Annotated in this window: 17 protein-coding genes, 6 tRNA genes and 1 rRNA gene; 10 read left to right on the forward strand and 14 right to left on the reverse strand. The window is 28.7% G+C overall.

Annotated features, from left to right (window positions below; all coding sequences use genetic code 11):
* The 8 genes from HZY31_RS06685 to HZY31_RS06720 form a co-directional block, all read right to left on the reverse strand.
* Window positions 1–108: ribosomal RNA gene (locus HZY31_RS06685) — 16S ribosomal RNA — on the reverse strand; the annotation flags it as partial.
* Window positions 109–309: 201 nt separating this feature from the next.
* Window positions 310–381: transfer RNA gene (locus HZY31_RS06690), tRNA-His, on the reverse strand.
* A gap of 11 nt (window positions 382–392) precedes the next feature.
* Window positions 393–480 (reverse strand) — tRNA-Leu (locus tag HZY31_RS06695).
* 28 nt (window positions 481–508) lie between these two features.
* Window positions 509–583, reverse strand: a tRNA-Glu gene (locus tag HZY31_RS06700).
* Window positions 584–589: 6 nt separating this feature from the next.
* Window positions 590–664: transfer RNA gene (locus HZY31_RS06705), tRNA-Ile, on the reverse strand.
* A gap of 36 nt (window positions 665–700) precedes the next feature.
* Window positions 701–776 (reverse strand) — tRNA-Asn (locus HZY31_RS06710).
* A gap of 8 nt (window positions 777–784) precedes the next feature.
* Window positions 785–861 (reverse strand) — tRNA-Phe (locus tag HZY31_RS06715).
* 91 nt (window positions 862–952) lie between these two features.
* Window positions 953–1,336, reverse strand: a complete 384-nt coding sequence (locus tag HZY31_RS06720) for a CBS domain-containing protein (protein ID WP_297318640.1) — start codon at window positions 1,334–1,336, stop codon at window positions 953–955.
* Window positions 1,337–1,549: 213 nt separating this feature from the next.
* On the opposite strand from HZY31_RS06720, the gene radA reads away from it, so the two are divergent.
* Window positions 1,550–2,512 (forward strand): DNA repair and recombination protein RadA, encoded by a 963-nt coding sequence (gene radA / locus HZY31_RS06725; protein WP_297318641.1) that lies wholly within the window; start codon window positions 1,550–1,552, stop codon window positions 2,510–2,512.
* Window positions 2,513–2,530: 18 nt separating this feature from the next.
* Here the strand turns inward: radA and fsr are convergent, their stop codons facing one another.
* Entirely contained in the window at window positions 2,531–4,390 is a 1,860-nt protein-coding gene (fsr, locus tag HZY31_RS06730) for a coenzyme F420-dependent sulfite reductase (protein WP_297318642.1), read from the reverse strand.
* 99 nt (window positions 4,391–4,489) lie between these two features.
* Between fsr and HZY31_RS06735 the strand changes: the two genes are divergently transcribed.
* From HZY31_RS06735 to HZY31_RS06745, 3 genes are read left to right on the forward strand one after another with little or no spacing between them, the layout of a single operon-like run.
* Entirely contained in the window at window positions 4,490–5,314 is an 825-nt protein-coding gene (locus HZY31_RS06735; protein ID WP_297318643.1) for a hypothetical protein, read from the forward strand.
* 4 nt (window positions 5,315–5,318) lie between these two features.
* Window positions 5,319–5,666: a helix-turn-helix domain-containing protein gene (locus HZY31_RS06740; protein WP_297318644.1), complete on the forward strand. Its 348-nt coding sequence runs from the start codon at window positions 5,319–5,321 to the stop codon at window positions 5,664–5,666.
* A 25-nt stretch (window positions 5,667–5,691) separates the two neighbouring features.
* Window positions 5,692–6,636, forward strand: a complete 945-nt coding sequence (locus HZY31_RS06745; RefSeq protein WP_297318645.1) for a nucleoside recognition domain-containing protein — start codon at window positions 5,692–5,694, stop codon at window positions 6,634–6,636.
* A gap of 1,170 nt (window positions 6,637–7,806) precedes the next feature.
* On the opposite strand, the gene argF is transcribed toward HZY31_RS06745, so the two are convergent.
* On the reverse strand, window positions 7,807–8,721 hold the full coding sequence (gene argF / locus HZY31_RS06750; RefSeq protein WP_297318646.1) for an ornithine carbamoyltransferase: 915 nt from the start codon (window positions 8,719–8,721) through the stop codon (window positions 7,807–7,809).
* 97 nt (window positions 8,722–8,818) lie between these two features.
* On the opposite strand from argF, the gene HZY31_RS06755 reads away from it, so the two are divergent.
* The 6 genes from HZY31_RS06755 to HZY31_RS06780 all read left to right on the forward strand — a co-directional run bounded on the left by HZY31_RS06755 (window position 8,819) and on the right by HZY31_RS06780 (window position 16,702).
* A complete protein-coding gene (locus tag HZY31_RS06755) occupies window positions 8,819–9,415 on the forward strand; it encodes a class I SAM-dependent methyltransferase (protein ID WP_297318647.1) in 597 nt (198 codons plus the stop codon).
* 84 nt (window positions 9,416–9,499) lie between these two features.
* Window positions 9,500–10,813: an NCS2 family permease gene (locus HZY31_RS06760; RefSeq protein ID WP_297318648.1), complete on the forward strand. Its 1,314-nt coding sequence runs from the start codon at window positions 9,500–9,502 to the stop codon at window positions 10,811–10,813.
* A 138-nt stretch (window positions 10,814–10,951) separates the two neighbouring features.
* Window positions 10,952–12,286 (forward strand): hypothetical protein, encoded by a 1,335-nt coding sequence (locus tag HZY31_RS06765; RefSeq protein WP_297318649.1) that lies wholly within the window; start codon window positions 10,952–10,954, stop codon window positions 12,284–12,286.
* The gene (locus HZY31_RS06770) at window positions 12,283–14,160 is read left to right on the forward strand and encodes a hypothetical protein (RefSeq protein ID WP_297318650.1); all 1,878 of its coding nucleotides are present in this window, start codon (window positions 12,283–12,285) and stop codon (window positions 14,158–14,160) included. The genes HZY31_RS06765 and HZY31_RS06770 overlap by 4 nt, the downstream gene beginning before the upstream one ends.
* A gap of 4 nt (window positions 14,161–14,164) precedes the next feature.
* A complete protein-coding gene (gene trm5b, locus HZY31_RS06775) occupies window positions 14,165–15,178 on the forward strand; it encodes a tRNA (guanine(37)-N1)-methyltransferase Trm5b (RefSeq protein WP_297318651.1) in 1,014 nt (337 codons plus the stop codon).
* A gap of 15 nt (window positions 15,179–15,193) precedes the next feature.
* Window positions 15,194–16,702 (forward strand): replication factor C large subunit, encoded by a 1,509-nt coding sequence (locus HZY31_RS06780; protein WP_297318652.1) that lies wholly within the window; start codon window positions 15,194–15,196, stop codon window positions 16,700–16,702.
* Window positions 16,703–16,721: 19 nt separating this feature from the next.
* Here the strand turns inward: HZY31_RS06780 and HZY31_RS06785 are convergent, their stop codons facing one another.
* The 4 genes from HZY31_RS06785 to HZY31_RS06800 all read right to left on the reverse strand — a co-directional run bounded on the left by HZY31_RS06785 (window position 16,722) and on the right by HZY31_RS06800 (window position 24,912).
* Window positions 16,722–21,659 carry a DNA polymerase domain-containing protein gene (locus HZY31_RS06785; RefSeq protein WP_297318653.1) on the reverse strand — a complete coding sequence of 1,646 codons (4,938 nt, stop codon included), beginning with the start codon at window positions 21,657–21,659 and terminating at the stop codon, window positions 16,722–16,724.
* A 93-nt stretch (window positions 21,660–21,752) separates the two neighbouring features.
* Window positions 21,753–23,618, reverse strand: coding sequence for a molybdopterin biosynthesis protein (locus HZY31_RS06790; RefSeq protein WP_297318654.1), 1,866 nt, complete (start codon window positions 23,616–23,618; stop codon window positions 21,753–21,755).
* A 1-nt stretch (window position 23,619) separates the two neighbouring features.
* Window positions 23,620–24,276, reverse strand: a complete 657-nt coding sequence (gene cofC, locus HZY31_RS06795; protein WP_297318655.1) for a 2-phospho-L-lactate guanylyltransferase — start codon at window positions 24,274–24,276, stop codon at window positions 23,620–23,622.
* A gap of 12 nt (window positions 24,277–24,288) precedes the next feature.
* The gene (locus HZY31_RS06800) at window positions 24,289–24,912 is read right to left on the reverse strand and encodes an MBL fold metallo-hydrolase (RefSeq protein ID WP_297318656.1); all 624 of its coding nucleotides are present in this window, start codon (window positions 24,910–24,912) and stop codon (window positions 24,289–24,291) included.
* Window positions 24,913–24,915: the final 3 nt, after the last annotated feature.

Genomic DNA, 24,915 nt, shown 5'->3' on the forward strand with positions numbered 1-24,915 from the left:
GCCACGTGTTACTGAGCCGTGCGCCGGTGCTCCCCGAAGGGAGCCCCATGACTCGCATGGCTTAGTCGGACCCCGATAGCAGTGGCCTCCGGCAGGATCAACCGGAATTAAGTTAGGAGTACGGTCGCAAGAAAGGATAAACCTTTCTTGCAACTGGTTGCTGTGGGGTTTCACCACCCCAGTCGTGGGCTTGCCTCAGCCCCGATCTTATTAGATCGGGGACGCATCTTCCATTGCATCCAATATTCCAACATCGTCATATGTATCGTTTTTAGGTTCAGAACAATTAAAGTAATAAAAATAAAAAAGGGCCGGGACCGGGAATTGAACCCGGGTCAGGGGATCCACAGTCCCCCAGGATAGCCACTACCCCATCCCGGCCACACTACCTATGGTGCAGGGGCAGGGATTTGAACCCTGGAACCCCTACGGGACTGGGTCCTAGGCCCAGCGCCTTTGGCCAGGCTTGGCGACCCCTGCATTAAACATATAAAAAATAGTAATATAATGCTCCGGCCGGGATTTGAACCCGGGTCGCGGGCTCGAAAGGCCCGCATGATTGGCCGGACTACACCACCGGAGCATATAGTGGGCCCGAAGGGATTTGAACCCTTGACCACTCGGTTATGAGCCGAGCGCTCTAACCAGGCTGAGCTACGGGCCCAATAAAAAAATAAAAAATCTGATGATTAAAAATTAATGGCGCCCCCAGCAGGACTCGAACCTGCGACCTACGGATTAACAGTCCGTCGCTCTACCAACTGAGCTATGGGGGCACATAAAATGGTGCCGCGGGGGTGATTTGAACACCCGACAACTGGATCTTCAGTCCAGCGTTCTCCCAGGCTGAACTACCGCGGCACCGAATGTTTGCATAATTATCCATTACATTTCACATATATAAACTTTTCGGTTTAATGTATTAAAATATGTAAATATTATTTAGATAAGATTAATCTATTAATTTAGAAAATAGTTTTATAATATCTTTTGAACTTAAAACACCAACTATTTTCTCTTCACAGGGAGATCTAACATACAAGTGATGAATATTATGCTCTATCATAATATCAATTGCTTTTTCTAATGGTGCTTCAGGACTAATAGTTATTGGATTTACTGTCATAATTTCTTCAGCTGTTTTATCTAATTCATGATAATGCTTTAATATATCAGTATCAGTTATTATTCCCCAAAACCTTTCTCCATCAGAAACTACAACAGAGGAGATATCATACTTTGCCATAGTTTTAATGACGTCACATAACTTTGTGTCCAAAGATACTTCTACAACACCCTTTTTCATAACATCTCTAACTAAATATTTAGATATCATTATATCACACCATAAACTTTTATCACTAAATTTTAATTAGAAAATTTTTAAGTATAAAAGATTTTTCAATTATAATTTTATTATTTATACATTGAAATATATTAAAATATGTATTCTAATAACAACATTCATATACTCCTTTGACTATAACATTCTATTACTTACATTATATCATAATATTAACAATTATAAATTTATGCTGATGGTGATAATATGGACGATTTAACACAATTACCCGGTGTAGGACCATCAATTGCTGAAAAGTTAAAAGAAGCCGGATATTCTGACTTTATGAAAATTGCAACTGCAACTATTGGAGAACTTACAGAAATTGATGGAATTAGTGAAAAAGCGGCTGTAAAAATTATAGAAGCCGCAAGAGAACTTTGTAATTTAGGATTTAAAAGTGGAAGTGAAATATTAGATCAAAGAAAATATATTTGGAAATTATCTACAGGAAGCAAAAATTTAGATGAAATTTTAGGTGGAGGTTTAGAAAGTCAGTCAATTACAGAATTTGCTGGAATGTATGGTTCTGGAAAAACACAGATAGCTCATCAAGCATGTGTTAATTTACAATGTCCAGAGAGAATTTTAGCAGATGACTCAATAAGAGATGAGTTTTTAAACGAACCAAAGGCAGTTTATATTGACACAGAAGGAACATTTAGACCTGAGAGAATTATCCAAATGGCAGAAGCATTAGGATTAGATGGAAAAGATGTTTTAAACAATATATTAGTCGCAAGAGCTTATAACTCAGATATGCAAATGCTTTATGCAGAAAATGTTGAAAAGTTAATTAAAGAGGGGCTAAATATAAAATTAGTAATTGTAGATTCATTAACATCAACATTTAGAACTGAATATACAGGGAGAGGTAAATTAGCAGAGAGACAACAAAAATTAGGTAGGCATATGGCTACACTCAATAAATTGGCAGATTTATACAACTGTGTTGTTATAGTAACTAACCAAGTATCTGCCAGACCTGATGCAATATTTGGACCTTCAGAGCAGGCAATTGGAGGACATATAGTAGGACATGCAGCAACATTTAGAATATTCTTAAGAAAAGCAAAAGGAGATAAAAGAGTTGCTAAACTCTATGATTCTCCACACTTACCAGATGCTGAAGCAATGTTTAGAATAACTGAAAAAGGGATTCACGATTAATTTAAAAATATAATTAATTTATGATTCTTTTTTCATTAATTTCATAACTTCCTTTAAAAATGTCTCTTGACCAACTCTTTTCATGACTGCAGCTAATCTTTCTCTCTGTGGTTTTATAGCATACTTGTTATAAACAACTAATACTTTATCTATTAAATTAATTATTTCATCAACACTGTTCATCTTCATGCTGATTCCTTCAACAACTTCTCTTCCAGTTTTACCACCAACATAGACCATAAATCCCTCTTCTTTAACATCTCTTGCCTCATTTGGACATGCTTTTATACACTTTCCACAACCAATACATACATTGTAGTTAGTATAGGAAGTTTCTCCTCTTATATAAATTGCTTCAACTTTACAAACTTCAAAGCATCTTCCACAACCGTTACATTTTTTCTCATCAACAGCAGGGAATTTAACTCCTGCTATACCAATATCATGTACTTGTGGTCTTACACATCCATTTGGACAGCCACTAATTGCAATCTTAAATTTGTATGGAGCGGGTCTTTCTTTGAATTTATCTTCAATGATTTTACATAGTTCAAATGTATCTACTAAACCACTACTACAGTTTCCTCCTCCCGGACATGCCAATGTAGCTCTAACTAATGGTCCTTCTGAACCAGTTATAAATCCTTTATTTGTTAGATCTAAAACAGCATCTTCAACATCAAATCCACTAATGCCGTGAAGTTCATAAGCACTTCTATCAGTAATCTTTATTTTAGCATTGTATTTTTCAGCAATGTTTAATACTTCTCTTATTTCATCAATAGAATACCATCCTCCTGGCTTAGCCCTAATTCTTATAAAGTAAGTTCCATCAGATCTCTTTCCAATTCCACCATAATCAGATGTCCAGTAGAATGAGATATATTCATTATTCTCTCTCCTTCTTTCAACTTCTTTTTTAAATCTCTTTAATTTTAACTTTCCTAATTTTTCAATTTCTTCTAAGTTAACCCCTTCTTTTAATTCAACTGCATTTTTAATTTCCTCCCCTTTCTTAGTCCTTATTATAACTGTTGAATAACCATCAGGACTTCCAACACAACCTACTGAAACATCTGCCAGTTCAGCATCAAAATCTCTACATATTTTACAGCCAGGACATATTTCAAACTCTTTTAAGTCAATTTCTTTCTTCTCTCCATCTATATAAATAAATAATTTTCCTTTTTTAATGTCAAATTTTTCAACTTTCTCAATCTCAATATTATGCTTTGCTAAAACTTCTTTCATGTTGTTATATTCAAATTTCTCAGTACAGAATAATCCTATGAGATATTCAATTTTTGGTAATTTTACAGGTTTTCCATTTCTTCCAAGTTCTCCATCATATTTGGCTAAGTAAGGGAAGTATTGTAATTTTCTTAAACCATTAATTTGGCAAGGTAATCCAACGACTGCTACTCTTTCTAATCCCATTTCTCCAGCCTTTCTTAATGCATCTAAGGTTGATATCGCATACTTTGATTTTGCAGTTTTTAATAAATCTTCTGCAGTTTGAACGACTAATGAAACTGGCTTCCAGCACTCATCTCCAACAACTATTGCTCCATCAATTTTTCCATTTTCTAATAAGTATTTTAGAAAAGCGGTTACAACTCCTCCATCTTGGCCTTCAATATCACTTTTTCCATAGTAATATTCTTCCTTAAACTTCTCTCTGATTTTTATTTGGTATTTTCCTGATGATACTCTTGGACAAACATCATAACACATTCCATGTCCTTTTCTTAAACATTCCTCCTCAATATATGGTTTTTCATCAAATTTTATTATATTGTTTGGACATACAACTTCACAAGTTCCACACCTTGCACAGATACCACTATCAACTATCTCATTTAACTTCCATTCATACATTAATCTCACCTTTTGTAATATGTGAATAATTTATTCACACTTTAATTTTAGATACATCTGCATATATAAAACTTACTATCAATATAGTGGTGATATGTAATGTTTTGCAGTCAAAATTACAAATTTGGAGTTATTCCCAAAAAGGATGGATACACAATAAGATTATCTTTAAAGCCAGGTTATTTAACATCTGAACAATTAGATGCTATAAGTTATATTGCAAAAAATTTTGGTGAAAATAAAATTCATATCACAACAAGACAAGGTATTGAGTTAAAGATAAAGTTTGAATACTTAGAAGATGCTGAAAGAATATTAAATAAAGTTGGAATAAAGTTAGGTTCAACAGGTAGGAGGATTAGGCAGATAGTTGCATGTACTGGAACTGAATGTCCAAATTCTATTGGAGACTCTATAAAATTGGCAAGAATTATTCATGATGAGTTTGAAGGAATTTGGGTTCCAAAAAAGTTGAAAATAAATGTAAGTGGATGCCCAAATGATTGTACTCATTACCAATTTTGTGATATTGGCATTTGTTTTAAATATATTTTAGAAATTAATAAAAAAGAATGCAAAGAATGTGGAAAATGTAGAGGTTTTTGTGAAATAGATGCAATAGATTGGGTAAATAAAATTATAAAAGAAAATTGCATTGGAATGGGAGAATGTCTCAAACTCTGCAATGCTATATATATTAAAGATAGAGTTATATCAATATTCATTGGTGGAAAAGGAGGAAAGTTTCCAAAAAAAGGAAAATTCTTAATAAATGTTAAAAAAGAGGATGATGTTATAGAAGTTATTGACTTTATAATTGGATTATATTCAAAGTATGGAAAAGGTAGAATGTATGATTTTGTTAAAAATTTAGGAATTGAAAAAATTAAAAAAAGATTAAAAGATGAGATTTTAATTAGGTGATAAATTGGATAATCTCATAGTAGCAAGGATGCAGAAATTTACTATTGAGGATTTAATGAGATGTATTTTAGGATTACAGGAAATTGAAATTAGAATTTATTTTGAACTTTTGGATATGAAAGAAGCAACAGTAATGGAAATTGCTGAAAGAGTAGATAGAGATAGAACAACAGTTCAAAAAGCATTGAGAAGTTTAATGAATTGTGGATTGGTTGAGAGGGAAAAAATAACAGAAAAGAGTGGATTTAAATATATATATAGACCAGTTGAATTTAAAGAAGTTAAAGAAAAGATGGAAAAACTTTTGGATGAGTGGTATTTAAGTGTCAAAGATTGGCTAAAAAAATTTTAGTTTTCCAAATATTACGGTGATTTGTATGTATTATATAATGCTTTTATTTGAGTGCGTCAAAACTTCTCTATATTATACGATAAAAATATCTATTGTTGTATTATTAACGATGTTTATTGTAAATTACATTATGAATATTGGAGCAATGAACAAACTAAGTGAATATTTATTTCCATTTTTAAAGAAGTTAAATATAAATTCTATTTCAATCTCTTCAATATTAGCGTGTTTTTTTAGTCCTACAGTTGGCTATTCTATTTTAGCAGAAGGTTTAAAAGAGAATAAAATAACTGAGAAAGAACTTATAGGAACTTCTTTGGCAAATTCATTTCCATCGGTTTTATCACATATATTTACTTTTTTTATTCCCGTAGTTATTCCAATATTAGGATGGACAGGAGTATTGTTTATATTAATTAGATTGGGAGTAGCATTTACAAAAACAATAATTGGATTTTTATATCTTTTTTCAATCTCAAAAAATGATTTTTATGAAGTTCCAAAAATTAATAAGTTGAATAAAAAAGAGAATTTAAAAAAATCACTAACAAAAACATTAAAATTTTCTAAGAGATTTATACCGACAATGTTTTTTATGATGACTTTGGTTTTATATCTATACAAAGTTGGTTTCTTTAACTATATTGAAAAATTAATCCAGCCAATAATAAGTGTATTAAATTTAAATCCGAATGTTGGAATATTAGCCTTAACTGAGGTCTTAAATGTTCAAGCCGCAATAGTTATGGCAGGAGGTTTTTTAAATGAAAATATTTTAAGTTCAAAGGAGGTTCTAATTGGATTAATTATTGGAAATGTATTAACATTTTCAACAAGATATGTAAAACACTCTTTGCCACTACATGTTTCATTGTTTGGAGCCAAGTTAGGAACTAAAATAGTTATGATCAATGCAATAATTACCCTAATTTTGGATATTTTTATAATATTTGGATTACTATTAGTGTGAGACATATTATAAATTTTCATAATAAATCATATTCAGCAAGAAAATTTCCCAGGATTCGATAATATTAAATCGTAAAAAATAGAAAATTTTTATTATAATCTATTACGATTTTTAGGATATTTAATATTACTATAATATTTTTTAGATATTTTTCATATTTTATAATATTGAATTGAAAATTTACCGGGGGTCAGTATTACTTTTAAAAAGTATGAGAATATGGAGATTTATAAATTCAGTATGTAATAAAGGATTTTCTGCCCTTTTTTAAGCCTATAAGATTTACAACTATATCAAAGAATTTAAATTTATGATATATATTCGTAATATTATCCTTATAGATTTTCATATAAACATATTATTCATTCTCGGGATTTGATAATATCATATCATAAGAAAATTCTGTTTTTTATTATAATAATATTATGATTTTAGAATTTATCATATTATTATAATATTTTTTTGATATTTTTATGATTTTGTAATATTCAGATAGAGATTTTCCCGAGGGTCAGTATTACTTTTAAAAAAGATGTGAATATATAAATCTATAAATATTTTATATTATTAAAAATTTTAAATATTTTTATCCCCTTTGGGGCCTGATTTTATACCCATAGGGCTCCGCCCTATTGCTATACTCCCTATGCATCGCTTCTTAAAAGAAGCAATGCCTCTTTTTATTTCCCCCTTTGGGGCTTGATTTTAAACCAGAAAGATTAGGATTAAGCGATGAATTAAAACAAATTGTTTCCATCCCCTTTGGGGCGTGATTTTAGACAGGACACAATTTGAAGAGATAATTTTCTAAAATTACTTTATTATACTTCTTTATATAGGGGTTATAGTTCGGAGGGTCAATAACTGCTATTATTTATATACCTCCGAACTTATATATAAATTTTTCTATTTTTATTTATTTGCTTAAAAATCCTTAAAATTTTTAATATTAACCTAATTATCGGGGAAAATTGAAGATAGAAACAATTAAGTAAAATCTCCAAAAAATCTTAATAATTTAATAAAATTAAATATTAAAATTAATCAAAACAGGCGACCCTTCGAAATTTGATAAAAATCCTCTAAATTAAAAAATAAAAATTTTTAGCGAGAGAGGTGATAATAAATAAAGACTAATTTATGGGAGGTATATAGAAGGCAGAGCCCTCTCTATGCTTTAAATATAAATTTAAATACTCCTTTTTGGACATGTAATCTATTTTCTGCCTCATCATAGACAACTGAATGCACCCCATCAATTACATCGTCAGTTATTTCATAACCTCTATTTGCTGGAAGACAGTGCATAACAATTACATCCTTTTTGGCATACTCTAATAATTTATTATTTATTTGGAATGGAGGAAATACTTTTAAAACTTCCTCTTTATTTTTCTCATCACCCATACTTACCCAAACATCAGTATATAACACATCAGCATCTTTTGCAGCATCTATTGGATCGTTAGTTAAAGTTAAAGAACCTTCTCCATACTCTTCAATAATTTCTTTTGCCTTTAACACTACCTTGGCATTTGGCTCATAACCTTTTGGTGTTCCCACATATATATCCATTCCTACTAAGGCAGAACCTAAAATTAAAGAATTACATACATTGTTGCCATCTCCCAAATAAGCAATTTTTAATCCTTTAAATTTTCCCTTATATTCTTTTATTGTCATTAAATCAGCCAATATCTGACAGGGATGAGCCATATCACTTAGTGCATTTATAACTGGAACTGAGGAATACTTCGCCATCTCCTCTAAATCTCTATGCCTATAAACTCTTGCCACAATTGCATCTACATATCTACTCATAACCCTTGCAGTATCTTTTATTGACTCCTTTTTACCCAAGTGTATCTCATTTTGATTCATTATTAAAGGATGACCTCCTAACTCATAAACAGCAATATCAAAACTCATTCTTGTTCTTGTTGAGGGTTTTTCAAATAATATTGCTACACTCTTACCATCTAAAACTTTTTCGTGTTTTCTTCTATTTTTTTTAAAATATATCCCATAGTCAATAATTTTCAATACATCTTCCCTACTCAAACAATCTAAATCCAAAAGATGCATTAATATCACCTTTAAGGATAAAATTACATAAAATTTTATTTATAGTTGGAGATTAATATTTTAATTTAAACAAAGTTATAAACATTTTGGTGATACAATGCACTATTTCTCTGAACGTCCTACTACAAAATCAGACATTAAAATTATTGAAGATATATTAAGAGGCAAAAAATTGAAATTTAAAACTGACTCTGGCGTTTTTTCTCATGGTAAGGTAGATAAAGGAACTAAAATTTTGATTGAAAATGTGGAAGTTAATAAAGATGATGATATCTTAGATTTAGGTTGTGGTTATGGAGTTATTGGAATATCTTTGGCTGATGAAGTAAAGTCAGTTACAATGGTGGATATAAATAGAAGATCTTTAAAATTGGCAAAGGAAAATATAAAGTTAAATAATTTAGAAAATCAAAATATAAAAGTTATTTACAGTGACTTATATGAAAATATTAAAAACCGTAAGTTTGATAAAATTATAACCAACCCTCCAATAAGGGCTGGGAAGGAAGTTCTTCACAGAATTATTAAAGAAGGCAAGGAGATGTTAAAGGATAGAGGAGAAATTTGGGTAGTTATACAGACAAAACAAGGAGCTAAATCATTAGCAAAGTTTATGAAAGAAGTTTTTGGAAATGTTGAAACTGTTACAATTAAAGGAGGATATAGAGTTCTAAAGTCTGTAAAGAAAAAATAAATATAATATTAGTCAATATACAGTAATTTAAATATACTACAATAATATTGTTATAAAATCTCAACAAAACTTAGGAGGGATTACATGCTGGAGAAAATTGCAGAATATTTTGAGTTTGAGAAGTATAATACAAATTTTAGAATTGAGACATTGGCAGGAATAACAACATTTATGACAATGGCATACATTATCTTTGTGAATCCACAGATATTAAGTGCTACAGGGATGGACTTTGGGGCAGTTATGGCAGTTATGGTTGCAACCTGTATATCATCTGCGATAGCCACATTGTTAATGGGTGTTTTTGCAAGGTATCCATTTGCACTCGCTCCTGGAATGGGGTTAAATGCATACTTTACCTATGGTGTTTGTTTAGGAATGGGAATTGATTGGAGAGTTGCCTTAGGAGCAGTATTTATATCTGGGATATTGTTTGTAATTTTAACACTTACAAAAATAAGAACAATGATATTTAACGCAATTCCAAATGCTATAAAATATGGAACTGCTGTTGGTATTGGTTTGTTTATTGCATTTATTGGTTTGAAAAATGCTGGAATTATTGTTGAAAGTAAAGCAACATTGGTTACATTAGGTAATTTATTAGAACCATCAACATTACTGGCAATGTTTGGAATATTTTTAACAGGGATTTTACTTTGTAGAAGAATTGTTGGGGCTATTTTGTGGGGAATAATAATTACTGCGTTGATTGGGATGATTTTAGGAATAACACCCTTCCCAGATGGAATAGTTTCAATGCCTCCATCAATAGAACCAACATTTATGAAATTGGATGTTGTGGGGGCCTTAAATTTAGGATTACTAACTATAGTATTGTCATTCTTCTTTGTTGATTTATTCGATACATTGGGGACATTGAGTGCTTTGAGTTCACAGGCAGGTTATTTAAAGGATGGAAAACTACCAAGGGCTGAGAGAGCATTAATGTCAGATTCTCTTGGAACAGTTATTGGCTCAATTTTAGGAACATCAACAGTAACCACATACATAGAATCTGCCGCAGGAATTGCAGTTGGAGGAAGAACTGGCTTTGTTTCAATAATTGTGGCTTTACTGTTTTTGTTGGCTTTATTCTTTTATCCTATTGTAAAGGTAATCCCAACCTACGCAACAGCGTCAGCATTGGTTGTTGTTGGGGCATTAATGATGACTTGTGTAAAATACATAGATTGGGACGACATTTCAGAGGCAATTCCTGCATTTATAACATTAATATCAATTCCATTGACTTTCAGTATAGCAACTGGTTTAGCACTGGGCTTTATAACTTACCCAATATTAAAAGTATTTAGTGGAAAAGCAAAAAAAGTTCATTGGCTCGTTTATGTATTGGCAGTAGCTTTTGCCTTAAGATTTGTCTACCTTTCTGGATAAATTATAAAAATTCTTTTTTTTGAAAACTAATTTTACAGTATTATTTTTTTTGTAAAGTATTAAATTTGATGCTCGATAACGTAAAAACCATTAATATTAAAATATTAAAAGATAAAAATTATTAATAGTGGTGGAAAAATGAACTCTTATTATGATACAATTCCAAATTTTAAATATTGGGATGTAGAGGCATGGAAAGAATATATTCAAAATTATATCGTCCCAATTTATGAAAATACAAAATATCTTTTAGAACTTAAAGATAAACTTTATTTTTATGTAGATATGTCCTTAGAAATGGTAAATCAATGTGAGAAAAAGATACTACCTTTCTTTGTTGGAGATATTGATGAAAATGGAAATTATAAAGAAAATAGCCTTGCAAGATTAATTTATTTAATGTTTGGAATATATGTTGAACCAAAGGAATTTGCTAACACTATAAAAGAACTTGGAGAAGAGGGATTAAAAGATATTAAAATAAAATCTAAAAACAAAGATGAATGGGCATTTATTAAGTTTTTAGAGGAGATGTATAATTATAGTTCAGAGATTATTGAAAAATTGAAAATTGATATTCAAACATCTATTAAGATTGATGATATAATACAAAACCCAGATAAAATTTTAGACATTTTAAAGGAACTTTATAAAGTATGCGTTTCTTTTAGTGCGAATTATAATTATTACACATTCTTTGTTATAAGTTCTTATGGAATCCATTGGAAATATTTAGTTTCAGCATATCCAAAATTAAATGAGCATTTTGGGGAGATAAAAGAATTTTTAGGATTTTGTCCTATGTTTGTTCCAGATGTTAATAGTGATGCATTTAAAAAAGATTATACAATATGGTATTATGAAAAAGGGAGTATTGGAGATAGTTTGTTTAATATGCAAATAATTTTATGGCATTTCTTTGATTTTTTCAATTATGAAAAATATTATGATTATTATTTTGAATATGAAAAATATAAAGAGGGTTATGAAAAATTTTATGAAATTTTTAAATATATTGTTGAAAAGCCCGAGAACTTAAAAGAAACATACAAAGAACTTGTTAAAAAATCCCTTGAAAATGTATTTGAGGAAATAAATATTGAAAATGCAAAAATAAATTTAAAAGATGTGTATCTCTTTATAATAGATGAAAAATATATTGTGAAATGGCCAAAAAAAGAAATTGTAGATAGATATTATCATGCTAAAAATGATTACAGAAACAATAAAATAATTTATAGAACTAAATATAATTATGAAATACCTTATGAAGAAGAATTATCAAAACCCAAAATTTTACTTTTTGATTTTTTAAATAAAGTTGCTCCTATCTTATTTTTAAAACTTGCAATAATTTTAACTATTGAGAACAGTGAATATTGGGAAATTACTAACTATGGAAAGTTGCCTATTTTAATGTATTATGGTGATTTCTTAAGAGACTTTCCATACAGATTGAGGAGATTAAAATGAATGAAAAAATTCTATTAAAATATGAAGATAAATATAAAGATAGAGAAAAAAGAAGAAAAATAACTGATAAAAAACAACAAAAAGAAAATAAAAGTTCTCAAATCATCAACATTTCAAAACAAAAAGAACTTAAAGAAAAAACTATAAGCAATGAAGAGACAAAAATTTTTGAAATTCCAAAAATTGTTTTTGATAATGCAAAATTAAACTTTAAACATGTTATTTTAGAGAAAAATATAACTCTACAAAGAAAAAATCTCGAACTGAAAATACCAAACATCAAACTAACAACTCCATATTATGAATTTTTAAATATAAATGTAGATAAAAGCTTTAACATTACAAAAGCTGAAAACTCTTTATTAATTCCAAAATTTGAGACTATATTTCCAAATATTACATTTTTAAATGCTGGAATTAACATAGAATTTAACATTTCAAAAGATAAAAATGACTTATACATTCCAAAAGTTAAAATTTTAAATCCAGAAATTGAATACACTCAAAATAAATTAAATAGCGATTATCTAATCTTAAAACAGATAGAAAAGAGTTTTAGTATTCCTAAGATTGCTATTTCAGAACCTTCACTAAATATTACTGATTTTAGGGGACTTAAAATGGCTAAAAACTTGGGAATTAAAGAAACTCTTAATATTCAGAAAGAAAAACAAGAATCTGTAATTAAAGGAATTAAAGAAGATACATTAACAGAAAAAATTGAAATAGTAAATACTACTGTTTCAAACGCAAATGAAACCAAAGAAACAGAAATTGAAGAATTTAAAGAGCCTATAGAATTTTTATTTGGTGGTAATGTTGAGGGAATAAAAAGAGGAGAACCATTAATTGTTTTATTTAAAGATTATAAAGATGACAACTACATTCAAACATTTGAGACATTATTATTAAGAATTTGTAGAGAAAAATATGGAGGAATCCCAGAAGTTAAAAAGCTAAGTTTAAAGGAGGATTGGAACAAATATGAGATTGAAAGATACCTCGATGAAGGAAACATATTTCTTATAGAGTTAGATTCTAAAAATGACATAGATAAAGATAATCTTGCCGATAGATTATGGGCAATATTTTCAAAAGAAAGAGGAATTGTTATTTTCTATACAAAATCTGAAAATATCTTTGAAAAATACAAAACAATCCTAAACGAAATAAAGTGGAACAAATTAAATTTAAAAGCAAAAATCATTGAAATAATCCCAAGAAAATTATCCTTTGAAGAAAAAATTAATATTACAAAAGCACTTTTTGGTTTTGTTGATATAGAAAATGCTCCGCAAACTGCACCAATGGATGCTATCCTTAATTTTGCCAAAGAAAAATATAAAGAAATACTTGAAAAAATTAACAATAAATATTATACTACCTTAGGAATCATAAATGAAGGAGAAAACGAAAGTAAAGAGCATATAAATGTAAAATCCTTTGTCACTCATTGTTTAATCAAAAAACTTGAAAAAGATGAAAAAATTCAAAAAGACGACAAAGAAAAAGATTGGGATGCTATTAAAGAAAACATCATCAAAACCGAACATCCAAAGGAAGGAAAGAACAAGAATATAATTGTTGATGTGTATTTTGTTGATAGAGATGAGAACTACGAAATTGAAACATTATTTGAAGAGGGCTTTGGAAAAATCCACAAAACGATAGAGAAATACAACCCAAATGAAAAAATTAACATTGTTATTGAAAACATAACTGCTTTCTTGCACGCAAAAGAATTCTTTGATTTAATAAATCTTATTGAGAATAAACAAAGATATAAGAATTTACAAATCAATTTATACACACTTGATATAAAAAATAAAAAATTAATAAATCTAAAAGATTATTTAAAGGCATTAAAACGGTGAGAAATTGGTTTTATGTGCAAAGGTCTATGCCAAAGAAGGAGAAAAAATAAGAAGATTGTTGTTAGAAAACAAATTGCTAAATAAAAATTACAAAATAGTAAAGGAGGGAGATTTTTTATACATTCCATTAAATGAAGAGAATTTAAAGAATATTAATTTAAAAGATTTAATTCCAAATATTGAAATAGTTGAAAAAGATTTAAAGAAAAAAGAGATTAAAAGAAAACCAAGTTTTAGAGAAGTTATATCAAAAAGATTTAGAAAGGAGATTGATGAGGGATTAATATCTTTATCTTATGATGTTATTGGAGATTTAGTAATTTTGCAAATATCTGATGAAATTGATGAAAAAACGAGAAAGGAGATTGGAGAAATTGCATATAAATTAATTCCATGTAAAGGAGTTTTTAGAAGAAAAAGTGAGGTTAAGGGAGAGTTTAGAGTTAGAGAGTTGGAGCATTTAGCGGGAGAGAATAGAACTTTAACACTACACAAAGAAAATGGTTATAGATTGTATGTTGATATTGCGAAGGTTTATTTCTCTCCAAGGTTAAGTGGTGAAAGAGCAAGAATTATGAAAAAAGTTAATTTAAACGATATAGTTGTTGATATGTTTGCAGGAGTTGGACCCTTTTCAATTGCATGCAGAAACGCTAAAAAAATATATGCCATAGATATAAATCCACATGCAATAGAACTTTTAAAAAGAAATATAAAATTAAATAAATTAGAGCATAAAATAATTCCTATATTGAGCGATGTTAGAGATGTTGAAGTTAGGGGAAATAGAGTTATAATGAATTTGCCAAAATACTCCCATAAATTTATAGATAAAGCATTAGAAATAGTAAATGAGGGAGGAGTTATACATTACTATACAATTGGCTCTGATTTTGACGAGGCAATAAAGTTATTTGAAAAAAAATGTGATTGTAAAGTATTAGAAAAGAGAATTGTCAAAAGTTATGCTCCACGAGAGTATGTTTTATCTTTAGACTTTAAAATTCTTAAAAAATAAAGTTTAGGGATTTTTATGTTAAGTTGGGTGGAAAAGTATAGACCAAAATCTTTAAAGGAAGTTGTTGGAAATGAAAAAGTCAAAGAAAAATTAAAAGGTTGGATTGAAAGTTATTTAAAAGGAGAAAAACCAAAACCAATTTTATTAGTTGGACCTCCTGGCTGTGGAAAAACTACAATGGCTTATGCTTTGGCAAATGATTATGGCTTTGAAGTTATTGAGTTAAATGCGAGTGATAAAAGGAGTGGTTCAGTAATAAAAAAAATTGTTGGTCATGCGGCAACATCATCATCAATATTTGGGAAGAAATTTTTAATTATCTTAGATGAAGTTGATGGAATTTCAGGAAAAGAAGATGCTGGTGGAGTTTCTGAACTAATAAAAGTTATAAAGAAGGCAAAAAACCCAATAATTTTGATAGCAAATGATGCATATGCTACATCAATAAGGAATCTTTTACCTTATGTAGAGGTTGTTCAACTAAAACCGTTGAGTAAAACTGCCATATATAAAGTTTTAAAGAGGATAGCTGAAAAAGAAAAACTTGATGTGGATGATAGAACATTAAAAATGATAGCCCTAAGAGCCGCTGGGGATTTGAGAAGTGCTATAAATGATTTGGAGGCATTAGCTTTGTCTGGAGATTTAAGCTATGATGCTGTTCAAAAATTACCAGATAGAAATAGAGAGGCAAATATTTTTGATGCTCTAAGGATAATTTTAAAAACTACTAACTATGGAGTTGCTACAACTGCATTGATGAATGTTGATGAAACACCAGATGTTATAATAGAATGGATTGCCGAAAATGTTCCAAAAGAGTATGAAAAGTTGGAAGAAATAAATAGGGCTTTTGAATATTTATCTAAGGCGGATAGATATTTAGGTAGGGTGATGAGAAGACAAAATTACAGTTTTTGGAAGTATGCAACGACATTAATGACTGCTGGTGTTGCTTTATCAAAAGATGAGAAATATAGAAAATGGACGCCATACAGTTATCCGAAAATATTTAGATTACTAACCCAGACAAAGGCGGAGAGAGAAATATTAAATAAAATATTAAAGAAAATTGGAGAGAAAACCCATACTTCATCAAAGAGAGCGAGATTTGACTTACAAATGCTAAAAGTAATTGCTAAAGAAAATCCATATATTGCCGCTGATTTAGTCGATTACTTTAATATAAATGAGGATGAGTTAAAAGTTTTAGTAGGTAATAAATTAGCATCTGAAATATTAAAAATATTGAAAGAAAAGAAAAAATTAGAAAGAAAAAAGAAAAAAGACCCAGAGAAACTTAAAGGAAATATAGAAACTCAAATAGAAAAAAAAATAGAGATTAAAAAAGATATAAATATAAAAACAGAGGAAAAAATAGATGGAGAAGATAAAACAAAAACAGAGTTAAAAGAAGAAACAAAAGAAACTTCTAAAAAATCTAAAAAAGAAAAAGAAAGTAAGAAAGAAAAAAAGAAAGAAGACAAAGGGAAACAACTAACTTTAGATGCCTTTTTAAAATAAATTTATTTTTTTAACTATTTCATAGTATGAACTTATCTAATGTTAATTGAGATCCTTCTTTCTTTAACTCATTTTTTGAAACTCCTACAGCCTCCATAATTCTCAAAACTGGTGGCAAAATTTGGTTATCTATATAATAATTTACATCTACATCATCAATATCTACTTCTTCTGGAAGTTTTGCTCTCTCACTTATAGATTTAGATCCTTTAACTATTATATATCCAATAATGTCTCCAACTTTAATTTTCTTTCCTTCTCTCATCAATTTCTTAGCAATTTCAACATGTGGGGCAGTGGTTTTATACTCTCTGGGATCTTTTGTTAGTTGAGTATAAATTATTAAATCCTCTTTTTTTATTTTTCCTTCTCTTAAATTTTTAATAACATCTTGAATTATTTTTTTTGCTTTCTCTATATTACCTTCAACTAATAATGCCTCTAAAACCTTTTTTTGAGTTATCTTTGCTATTTTAGACCAATCTCTTCTAATATATTCAAGACCTTTAATTGTAATTTTCCCATTCTCATCAATTAGGGCGTATTTCTTTTTAGTAACAAAGATACCTCTTTTAAAGTAGCCCTCAAATTCTAACTCCATAGTTCCAGGCAGTTTTGAGTTTATATATTCAATAAATTCCAATGCTTTTTTTATTAACTCATCTTTGCTAATTTTTTCTTTCCAAATTGCATAGAATCCATCAGTATTATGAACTAAAATTCCATTTGCAAAGAATCTATGTGATTCCTCAACTTCAATATCATAGACATAGTCATTGTAGTCAATTTCTTCTACTTTTTTAACATTAACTAAATCAAAATCAAAGAAAGTTGATTTATATCTACTGTTTGGTTTTAAATGGTCTATAAGTTTTTTCTGTTTCCTCTCAATTAAAAAACCTATTCTTTTAGCGAATAACCACTTATTTTTAATGAATATATACATTGAATATGTTCCACTATCTTTAAATATGGAGTGAGAAATTCCTACAAGCCATAGGAGTTTCCTTATACTTTTTAACAGTTCCTCATTAATACATGTTAGCATAACTTCTGGATATCCTCTTTTTATTATTACACTACCATCTGCACTGAAAAAACCCCTTAAAAACGCTTCAATATATTTTCTTCTTAATTTGTATAAAAACTTTGGAATTATCTTTCTGTCATTCTCATCTTTAAATACTCTCATAAACTTTACTAACTTCTTGCTCAAAATTTTAACATCTCCCTTTCTATTTACATAGTAATATGTAATAACTCCTGCCTTTTTAAGAGGTTCTAATATTTTATTAACTATTTCATCTCTATCAAGTCCTGCTGACAAATGTAAGTAATATTTTGCAATATTTGTATAATCTTCCCAACTACCCTCTCCTATTAATAATCCAATTAATTCCCAAAACTTAACTCCTATATTTATAGCAAAATCACTATCTTTTATTAAAGTTCCATTTAGAGTTATTAAAGACTTTACAGTTTTTCCGATTTCACAAGGCTTAATTTCTATAAACCTTTCTCCAATTTTTTTCACTTTTTTTATAGATTTTGTATTTAAGTAGCCAATTAGTGAATGGTCTTCGGTAACATCTATATACCAACTATTTGTAATCCATACTCTATACATCTTTTTTCTTGCTAAATGTCTCATAATATATGGAATTTTTTTCCAAACTAATTTACCATTATCATCTAATGTTAGTGCCTCAACATCTTGTAGAGTGCAATATTCTTTATCACCAAGTTTATATTCAACTTTCTTGAATAAATCTTTAATTTTTGTAAATTTTATTTCCCCTTTTTCTCTAATTATTATTTCTGTATTTCCAGAAACACTGTCCGCATAGATTACTTTAAATCCAAATTTTTCAGCCTCTTCTATTGTTTGTTGTATATACTTCCTACCTAAGTATGTAACAATTTCTGCACATTCCTTACTGTAAAATCTTGCTCTTGGATATGCTAAATAACCATAATGGCTATTGTGAGCATATATATTATTAACTAAAAAGTTTTCATTTTCTTCTACACTTAAATCATAAACATAGCCGTTATATTCAAACTCTTCAATACTTTTAACTTTATCGAGCATTAAATCTTTATCAAATAGATAGTTGCGTGTATTTGAAGGGATTACAGTTAATTTATAACCTTTATTTTTAACTGGTGTGAATCTTGTAGGAATTCCCACTAAGTTGAACAATAACATTAATTGATATAAATATTCTTCATCCTTAGCCATAAATGTTAATGGCTCTTTAAATTTGTTTTTCTTTGCTATAATGAAGCCCTCTATAAAACTTCTTATAACACTTTCTTTAGCAAAAAATAACTCTTCTGGAATGCGTTTTTTAGTATCTTTTCCTTTATCTCCAAATTTAAAGATATACTTTAACAATAGATAAACTATCTTTTTTTCCATCCTCACTTTATCCTTAGAGATACTACCAGAACCAAAAACTTCCCTAAATATCTCTAAAACCTTCTCTTGATGCTCAGGAATTGATTTATAAACTGCCACTTCGTAAATAATGTAGTCATCTTGTACAATCTTGGATAATACTCCCCTTGGAACGAAAACTCCTAAAAACTTTGCCAACTTTTCATCTAACTTTAAAATTGCATCTAACTTTTCAGAGTATGCTCCAATTTCACAATCTTCAAATTCTTTATCAGGCAATTTTAATACGAAATCCTTTATTTTTAAATATGGGATACTGCAAAAATTCTTTTTAAAATTCCCATATTTTAAAAATGTCTCAACATACTTTTTATAAATGGCAAATTTCTTTTTATTTGATATATTAACAGTTATCTTATTTATTTTTGAATATTTTTTAAATGTAATTAAGTTAAGTTCGTTTAAATATTCTAAACTGTCAGTAAATCCTTTATCAAACTCTTTATTTTCTATACTTTCAATAGTTTTCAATAATTTAACGAAAAACTCCTTATTTTTGTATTTTCTTATATGAATATTTTTAATCTCTTCTTCATCAGCATTAACTAATCCTTTTGGAATATTTATATATATCTCTTTATTGGCAGATTTTAATTTTTTTGGAACCACAATTAAATCTCCAACCTTTATTTCGTTACCTTTAATGCATACAATTCTTCCATTTTCATATTTAAATAAACTATGACCTTCAGTTATTTTTATCGTTCTTCCAGATCTCAACCTTATTTTATATGCCTTCCCAGAGTATTTATGCCTTATTAATCCTTTAACTTTGTTTATAGAACTTTCTTTACTTTCTATATTAAAGGAGAATGTTTTTAAGTTTATAGTTGATAAATTCAGGATTTCACTATCTCCACTGACTTTAATTTTACTTCCATATCTTTCCATTAATTTATCAATATATTCCCCTATCTTTACCACTTTACATTTCTCATCATTTTCTATAATAGTTAAATATTCATCTGGTAAGATACTATTAGCCAAAATCTTTAAAGATTGTTGCTCATAATTTAGTAATTTATATTCCTCATCTTCTTTATTTAGTTGTTTCATTTTTTTCTTAATATTTATTCTTCTCTCAATTAAATTTCTCAATGTTTTTGGAATTAAACCCTCTCTTTTTTTACAGAACCAATGTCCTAATATTTTTTCACTTTCATCTTTACAACATTCACAGTCCAATGTATCTGGGCTTATATTATAGGAAATTATTATAGATGGATACAAACTTCTGAAGTCCAATGATATTATATCCTCAAATATTCCCTTTTCTGGGCTTTTAACATATCCTCCTTCATATGTAGTTAATAAACGCCTTCTATATTCTTCATCATCTGGCTTGTTCGGAACTATCATATTTTCCTTAAATGCATTTTTCATTAGTAAATATTCAACCATCTGCCCAGAAGTCATTCTTGTAATCTCAAATGGTGTCTGATTAACAATTCTTGAAAACATCACTTCTAAAGGGAAGAAATAATTTCCTACTTTGTATGTATATTTAGCGTCTTGTAAGGAATATTCAACTAGAGTTTTATCATTATTTATCCAATAATTTGCAATATCTTTGTGCGAAATCTTCAACTTTTTAATTCCAAATAGATTATAGACAACATCTTCCAATGTGTATTTTGTTAATTTTAACAATCTTCTTGAAATTGGATATAAATCAATATGAACTCTTCCTGGAATATAACTTCTATATTCCATTCCCCCTCTTTTTATTTTTATTTCTTCATTTTCCTTTCCCAACTCAACTTTTATGTTGTATAATTTAGCCCTCTCTTTTAAGTAAGGAAAGTCAAAGTTATCTCCATTGTAAGTGTAGATAATATCATACTGCCTCAATGTTTCAATTATTTTTTTAATTAACATTTTTTCATTTTCAACGACTTCAATATTTGGATGATCAAATTCTTTATAGGTAATAACTTTTCTTCCATTTTCGTCCCAAAAACTTGCCATTAATATTGAGTCTCTTTCTGGGTCTGGCTCGGTATCTCTATTATAAACTTCAATATCAAAAGATACTGCCTTTAATTTAGGAATCTCTCTACTTACTGGTTTATTATTTTCAAAATCCCAATATGTCATAGGAATAATATCTTTATCAATTAAATATCTCTTAGCAAAAGGAATATCATGCTCGTAAATTTCTTTAACAATTGGACATTCTCTAACTTTTCTAAGTTTCGGAACTTTTTGTGGATGAGTGGCAATAATTTTTAAAATTTCTTTTTCTTTTTTAAATATCTTTTTTTTAACTACTTTAAAATCTTCAACAAATTTTAACAAATCATTTTTTAAAAGAAAATCTTTTATTGTCTCAATATCTTCATAATCTATCTTATCTTTATTCAACTCAACATAAAAGTATGGTTTAAAATCTCTATCCTTTAATATAGAGTTAGTTAGATAAAGGTAAATTATGGCTTTATCATCAACGGTCTTGTATGTATTGTCTATTAATGCCTCTATTTTTTCCATAACCATCCCCACTTTGTATATTTTTAAGTAAAATTTAAACAATAGGAGATTTATTTTTATCTTCATTAAATATGTTTAATACTCAAAACTATGAACCATTTAATTTTCCCATATAATTTCTCCACAATTTTCTGGCTTTTCAAATGGCAATTTAACTTTTTTTAAACCTTCAATAAATTTCTTTACATCTTCATCATTAAACCTTTCCTTTCTAATTAAAAAATCATAATGCTCATCTGCTAACTTTATAAATCCTAATCCATACTGTTCTGCAACTGTCTTTATCCCTAATCCAATATCTGCCTTTTTCATAGCCACTGCTGTTGCCACTGCTGAATGAGTTTTTGCCTCTATGTTGTATCCTTTAATCTCTTTTGGATTAATTTTATTTTCTTTTAAAAACTTATCAAACAATATCCTTGTCCCAGAACCTTTATTTCTATTTATAAACTCCAAATTATATATATTTTTCAAAATGTCCTCAATAGTTTTAAAGTTGAATTCTTTCCTAAACATAAAACCCTGCTCTCTAATATACCCCCTAACCAAAACTGCATCTTTAATTTTATATCTCTCTAAGAATGGAATATTATATTCGTTGGTTTTCTCATCCAACAGATGAATTCCTGAAATATCTGACTCTCCTCTTTTTATTGCCAACAATCCTCCTAAGGAACCAACATTTATTGTCTTTGCCAATAAATTAGTTTCTTTTAAAATTAAGTCAATTCCTATACAGTGACTACCAATTATATTCAATCCAACTTTAACATCTCCAAATAAATATACATTAACTTCTTCATTCTCTAAGATTTCTTTATTCTCCTCTACAACAATGTATCCATCCGCCTCTGATAGAGATGTTATTGCTCCACTACCCTTAGTTATAGGATATGCTGAATATCCATTTTTATGCTTAACTAAAATAACTGGTAAGTATTCAACTCTACCCATAGCAGACATGTATCTTAAAGGAAACTTCGCCTTTACAACATTTTTTTTGTCACCAAAGAGAACATCAAATATTGTTAAGCAAGATGTAGGATATCCTGGCAATCCGACAATTAATTTATTATCAATTTTTCCAATTATTGTTGGCTTTCCCGGTTTTATCTTTATTCCGTGAATTAAAATCTCTCCACCTAATTCTTTAATAGCAGTTTCAGTTAAATCTCCAACTCCTGCTGAAGTTCCCCCACTCAATAAAATTATGTCGCATTTTTTTAATGCCTTTTTAATTTTTTCTTTTAAATCTTCTACATCATCCTTAGATATTCCAAAAAATTCAAAATCATATCCAAGATTTTTTATATATGATGCCAATGTATATGTATTGATATCATAAATTTTTCCAAATTTTAAAGGTTCTCCTGGACTTATAAGTTCGTTGCCAGTTGAGATAATTCCAAATTTTAATTTTTTATAAACTTTAACTTTGTTTCTACCAATTGCCGCTAAAACTCCTATATCTCTTGGAGTCAATTTAGTGTTTTTTCTTAAAACTAATTCACCAGTCATTATATCTGAGCCAGTGAATTGAATATTTTCCATAGGAGGGACTGCCTTATATATTAAAACTTTGTTATCTTTTTTTTCTGTGTATTCAACCATTACAACTGCATTAGAACCCTTTGGAATTACAGCCCCAGTTGCTATTTCTACACATTCTCCATTATTTATTTTTAGGTCTTTAATTTCTCCTGCCTTTAATGAGCCAATTATTTTCAATTCTATTGGATTATTTTCATCTGCCTCATAGGTGTCTTCTGCCTTAACTGCATATCCATCCATCTTTGCTCTATCGTAAGGTGGAATATCAACATCTGAAAATACATCTTCAGCCAAAACTCTACCAATGGCGTTAAATAAATTAACCTCTTCAATCTCATTTTTTAATTTATCTATATAATTATTTACTATAAATTTTGCTTTATTAATACTATGTAATTTTAAATATCTTCTCATTTTACTCCCTCCTTATTATAAATCTACCAGCAGATGAATGCTTTGGCTCCACAGTAATCCCTAAACTCTCTAAATATTTTTTTGTAAAAGAGGAATCTCCGTGTATAAATATCTCCCCCAAATCTTCTGGAGTATTAATATCAACTGAAATTAAAAAAGAGTCATAAATATAATATTTTAAATTTCTCTTTTTTGCCTCTTCTAAGTGTTTTAAAAAGCTAAAACCCTCATATTTTATTTCAATCAAATTCTTCGATTTTAAATATAATAAATTAGTTCCTCCTCCTCTTGATGGGGCAATAATTAAGTCATAATGTTTAGATAGATTTAATATATCTTCAATATGCTTTTTATTAATTAAAGGAACATCTGCGGGAATAATAATAATTTCCTCATCGTCTATTTCTTTAAATGCCTGCTTTATAGCGTTATTTAATCCATTATATTTTTCTTTTATAATTTGGGCGTTTAACTCATTTTTAGCAAAATTTAGTACTTCCTTATCTTTACTAACAACCACTATATCTAAACCTTCTAAGGCTTTTTTAATGTCTTTAAGCATATTAAATAATAAGTTTTTTCTCTCTTCGTCATTTAAAAATTCTGATAGTCTGGTTTTTAAAGAGTTTATTGGAGATATTGGAATTATAACTTTCATTATTATCTCCCTCTACAAAAATAACTTAGCATAACTAAAAGCCATTCTATCTCCTACATCTCCATGTCCAGGATATATCTTATCTATATTTCTCTCATACGCTATTCTTTCCAACTTATTTATAGAATCTCTCAACTCTATAATATTTCCAGTAGGTAAATCCCATCTTCCTACGCCATAAGAAAAAATAGTATCTCCAGTTATTAAACTATCTTTGTATATTATTGAAATTGAGCCATAGGTATGTCCCGGTGTTCTTATAACTTCTAAATCATATTTTTTTAATTCTTCCTCAATTTCTGATAGTGGAATTATCTCCTTTGGAGGTTTAAGGTCTCTTTCAAATAAAGATGAAACTGTAACTTTATCTCCACTTTTTAAATGTTTAACTTCTTTATCCTCTATAACTGTTGGGCAGTTAAAATATTCCTCAACTAAGTAATTTGCAGATGTATGGTCATAATGACAGTGAGTATTTATAATTAAGTCAATATCTTTTATGCCATATCTTTTCAATTCATCCATTAATATGCTAAAATTTTCTTCGATTCCTGGATCTATAAGAATATTTTTATTTTTAGTTTTTATTAAGTAAGAATTTGAACTGTATCCATATCCATTAAGTTTTAAAATCACATT

This window comes from Methanocaldococcus sp. (assembly GCF_024490875.1).
Taxonomy (GTDB): Archaea; AGJL01; Methanococci; order Methanococcales; family Methanocaldococcaceae; genus Methanocaldococcus.

Bases quoted from the DNA above. Each gene is read 5' to 3' on its own strand.
- HZY31_RS06765 (WP_297318649.1), top strand. From the start codon at position 10,952: ATGAACTCTTATTATGATACAATTCCAAATTTTAAATATTGGGATGTA.
- HZY31_RS06770 (WP_297318650.1), top strand. From the start codon at position 12,283: ATGAATGAAAAAATTCTATTAAAATATGAAGATAAATATAAAGATAGA.
- HZY31_RS06745 (WP_297318645.1), top strand. From the start codon at position 5,692: ATGTATTATATAATGCTTTTATTTGAGTGCGTCAAAACTTCTCTATAT.
- HZY31_RS06735 (WP_297318643.1), top strand. From the start codon at position 4,490: ATGTTTTGCAGTCAAAATTACAAATTTGGAGTTATTCCCAAAAAGGAT.
- HZY31_RS06780 (WP_297318652.1), top strand. From the start codon at position 15,194: ATGTTAAGTTGGGTGGAAAAGTATAGACCAAAATCTTTAAAGGAAGTT.
- HZY31_RS06785 (WP_297318653.1), bottom strand. From the start codon at position 21,659: ATGGTTATGGAAAAAATAGAGGCATTAATAGACAATACATACAAGACC.
- HZY31_RS06755 (WP_297318647.1), top strand. From the start codon at position 8,819: ATGCACTATTTCTCTGAACGTCCTACTACAAAATCAGACATTAAAATT.
- HZY31_RS06760 (WP_297318648.1), top strand. From the start codon at position 9,500: ATGCTGGAGAAAATTGCAGAATATTTTGAGTTTGAGAAGTATAATACA.
- radA (WP_297318641.1), top strand. From the start codon at position 1,550: ATGGACGATTTAACACAATTACCCGGTGTAGGACCATCAATTGCTGAA.
- fsr (WP_297318642.1), bottom strand. From the start codon at position 4,390: ATGTATGAATGGAAGTTAAATGAGATAGTTGATAGTGGTATCTGTGCA.
- cofC (WP_297318655.1), bottom strand. From the start codon at position 24,276: ATGAAAGTTATAATTCCAATATCTCCAATAAACTCTTTAAAAACCAGA.
- HZY31_RS06720 (WP_297318640.1), bottom strand. From the start codon at position 1,336: ATGATATCTAAATATTTAGTTAGAGATGTTATGAAAAAGGGTGTTGTA.
- argF (WP_297318646.1), bottom strand. From the start codon at position 8,721: ATGCATCTTTTGGATTTAGATTGTTTGAGTAGGGAAGATGTATTGAAA.
- HZY31_RS06790 (WP_297318654.1), bottom strand. From the start codon at position 23,618: ATGAGAAGATATTTAAAATTACATAGTATTAATAAAGCAAAATTTATA.